Raw genomic sequence first — 3,744 nt, 5'->3', positions numbered from 1 at the left:
TGACACCGGTAATAGTAAAGTTTGCTAGTATAAAATCTGGTAAGAACAATTTAAGTAAAGAGGCTGCAGGGGAAGTCATATAAAGTGAAATAGTAAAATGCAAAGCTATTTGTTTTTACCGTCCTCCACAACTTTTGGTATTGATCCGATATTATAAAAAATCAGACAAATATTAAAAAGATAATTTCAATAAAGTTTAGGCAACAAAAAACCCCTTCAAGTCATACTTAAAGGGGTTTAAAGCAGTGGGCCCACCTGGGCTCGAACCAGGGACCAAAAGATTATGAGTCTTCTACTCTAACCAGCTGAGCTATAGGCCCGGAAAAAAGGTTATCCTTTTTTGCGAGTGCAATGTTACAAATTTGAATTGAATTTTCGAAAATGTTTTCGGCATTTTTTCATAAAAAGAAAGAATATAAACTCATTTTCAAGTGCTTAATTTTACTTTTCATTTACGGACCGTCTTTTTCTAATTAGAAATTGTGGATAAAACGCCTATTAATCTATCCTCAAATCCATTTCGAATAGGTTAATTTTGTAATTGATATGAATACGCCCGATCCGGACAACCAACTTCTTTTAGATTTTTTAGCCACTACCAACCAGCCTGTTTTTTTAACCGGTAAAGCTGGAACGGGCAAAACTACGCTGCTACGCAAGATTAGAGATACCACTAAAAAGAATTTTGCCATTGTTGCACCCACTGCTGTAGCCGCAATAAACGCTGGTGGCGTAACGCTTCACTCCTTTTTTCAGATTCCCTTTGGCCCTTTGGTTCCTGTTGTTGATGAAAATGCTGAAACGAATTTCAAATACTCAGACGAAAAAACAAGGTTATTACGCTGCCTTGATTTATTGATTATTGATGAGATTAGTATGGTAAGGGTTGATTTAATTGATTTTATCGACCGTACTTTAAAACGTGTTAAGGGCTCTAACCGTCCCTTTGGTGGCGTTCAGGTGTTAATGATCGGCGATCTTTACCAGCTCTCTCCTATTTTTCACGATGCCTGGCATATCCTGGGCAGTTACTATTCCAGCCCATACTTTTTCGATAGTCTGATTTTCAGGTCTACGCCAATGCTTACGTTTACTTTAGATAAAGTTTACCGCCAATCAGACCCCATATTTCTGGATATTTTGAACGGCATGCGCGAAAACAGTCTTGATGCTGGCTTGCTAGCGAAACTGAATGAGCGTTACGATCCATCTTTAGATCAGGAATGGAAAGATGATTACATTACTTTAACCACACACAACCAGCTGGTTAACGAAATCAACCAGGGCTGTTTAGAAAAATTACCAGGAGAAATTTTCGAATTTAATGCGGAGGTAAGTGGCGATTTCCCTAAAGATGCCTACCCTACCGATGAAAAACTCCAGTTAAAACTGGGGGCGCAGGTTATCTTTATTAAAAATGATTCTTCGGGCAAAAAGCAGTTTTACAATGGAAAAGCGGCAAAAATAACTGCTATTAGTCAAGATTCGGTAAAAGTAACCTTTACCAACGGTGGCAGGGAAATCGAAGTAGAAAAAGAAATCTGGCAAAATGTTAAATATAGCCTGAGTGACGAAGAAAATAAAATCGACGAAACCAGTACCGGATCATTCTCGCAATACCCGTTTAAACTGGCATGGGCCATCACTGTACATAAAAGCCAGGGATTAACCTTCGATCAGGCGATRGTTGATGTAAGCACCGCATTTACCCACGGACAGGCTTATGTAGCACTCAGTCGCTGCAGAAGCTTAGAAGGGCTTATTCTAAAATCACCTGTGGTTGCCGAAAATATCATTACCGATGCCAAGGTAATCAGTTTCACAAAAGCAAGTCACCAGGATAAACCTACGCCAGAGCTGCTGGCACGTTATACGCAGCGTTACGCTTGGGGATTGATCCACGAGCTTCTGGATTTCTCTCTGGTAGCCAAAGACTGGGAGAAACTCGGGCGTTCCAAACTGATCGACAAAGACGAGAAAAATGCCTTTTTATCAATTTACGAACAAGGCAGCCAGATCCTTCAGCACGAAATCTTTAAAGTGGCCAGGAATTTTATCGCAAAAGAATTTTCGAAAATAAGCACCGATGAAAATCCCGCAAATGAAAGTGCTTTTATGGAACGTTTGCAGAAGGCATCTGATTATTTCGTTCCAAAACTGGAACAGCTCATTACCTTAATGGCAAGAATTGTGGCCATCAACTTTTATAATGATACCCACTCTGACAAACTCCTTACGCTATTAAACGACTGTAAAGATGCACTCCAGATAAAACTGGCTTTATTTAAAATTTCGTGGAATCCATTTTCAATTAAAGATTATATCCATACTTTGCACGCCGCGGGCAATAAACAGCCAGAGAAAAAACCAGTTAAATCGAGCATCAAGCCAAAAGAGGTTTCCAATCCACAGGTTTATAAAAATCTGGTCGAATGGCGCAAAACAATCGCGCTGCAACGGGGTACCCAAGATTATGCGGTACTTTCAGACTTAGCACTACTTTCCATTGCAGAAAAAATGCCCAGAACTACCGATCAACTGGCAGCACTTAAAAGCGTGGGAATTGGCAATGCAAAAGAACTTGGCCAGCAAATTACCCGCATTGTAAACGCCCATTTGGGTACAAGTGAGTTATTTTAAATGATCTAAGCATTTATTGCCTTTACAATAAAGAAAATATTTAAAAGAAGGTAAACAGTTAAAAGCGAGATGGAGTAAAACCGGTCAAACCTTTCGGCTTTTTTCTCATCTCCTCTTTTGATCATTTTTAAAGAAAAGGCTGTTAATATGATAACGATTAAAATAAACACCAACGTAATTCCGTGCAGCGTATCTACCAGGGTAAAAGTAGTCGATTCGGGAAGTGAACCATCAATAATGTATTTATTACCGATTACAGCAAAAAGAGAGCCTACACTTAAGCCAAAGCGCGAGTCGATGCTATCGGCATGGATATAAAAGCACATATACGCAATGAAAAAAGCAATATACATGCCTAAAAACATCTTCCAGAACAGGCCAAAAGCATCTCTACTAATCCCGATCCTCACCTTATAACTACTATATTCTGTTCTTGGCACTTTTATACTTGGATCGCCAAAAGCCGTTTCATAAATTTTATTGGCTGCAGAAGTTTTTAAACTGTCGATATTCCACCCGCGTAGGGTAAACCGGGGATCAAACTGTTTACCTAAAGTATCAGGAACAAATACCAAGCTTGCTGAGTCAAATTGTGAATTCTCTACAGAAAGCTTCAACAATTGATGGTCGAATGGAAAATTATTGATCGACCAAGAATCTTTCATTACACACTGCAACTTCATTAGCATATATACTTCATTACCACTGCTATCTATAGTTGAAAATGATTTGCTAATCGTTTTGGCCTGCGGTATCTCCAGGTTATCGGCAAAATTAAATTCCTTGTTTTTATACTTTAGCCATAGCCAGAAATTAATGGTATATTCTTTGTCTTTAAAATCTATATCGTGGATGCTCGTTACATAAATCCCTGTCTTTACCGTATCGGGTATATTTTTTTGAGCGAAAGAAACCGTATTTATGCAAAAAAGCTGAAAAATCAAGCCCAGTAAAAAGAGTATAGTAGTTTTCAACTGTGACTAATTTAAAATGTGAATGTTTGTTAAATATAGTGAATAAGGTTTTATATATAAGGGATATTTTAAGCTTAAAAAGCTTTCAGGCCTCGCTTTTTTTTAATACTTTCGCAACCCCATTTTAGTC

2 protein-coding genes and 1 tRNA gene are annotated in these 3,744 nt (G+C 38.3%); 1 reads left to right on the top strand and 2 read right to left on the bottom strand.

The window, feature by feature from the left end:
• Positions 1-246: 246 nt before the first annotated feature.
• Positions 247-320 (bottom strand) — tRNA-Ile (locus AC1DPQ_RS21085).
• A 226-nt stretch (positions 321-546) separates the two neighbouring features.
• On the opposite strand from AC1DPQ_RS21085, the gene AC1DPQ_RS21080 reads away from it, so the two are divergent.
• Complete coding sequence (locus AC1DPQ_RS21080; RefSeq protein ID WP_477610770.1) at positions 547-2,640, top strand: HRDC domain-containing protein; 2,094 nt, start codon at positions 547-549, stop codon at positions 2,638-2,640.
• 5 nt (positions 2,641-2,645) lie between these two features.
• Here the strand turns inward: AC1DPQ_RS21080 and AC1DPQ_RS21075 are convergent, their stop codons facing one another.
• Entirely contained in the window at positions 2,646-3,614 is a 969-nt protein-coding gene (locus tag AC1DPQ_RS21075; protein ID WP_477610769.1) for a ligand-gated ion channel, read from the bottom strand.
• Positions 3,615-3,744 lie beyond the last annotated feature (130 nt).

The sequence above is a fragment of the Pedobacter sp. 01T416_2 genome (assembly GCF_056398925.1).
This window is presented reverse-complemented; position numbering and strand designations above follow the sequence as displayed.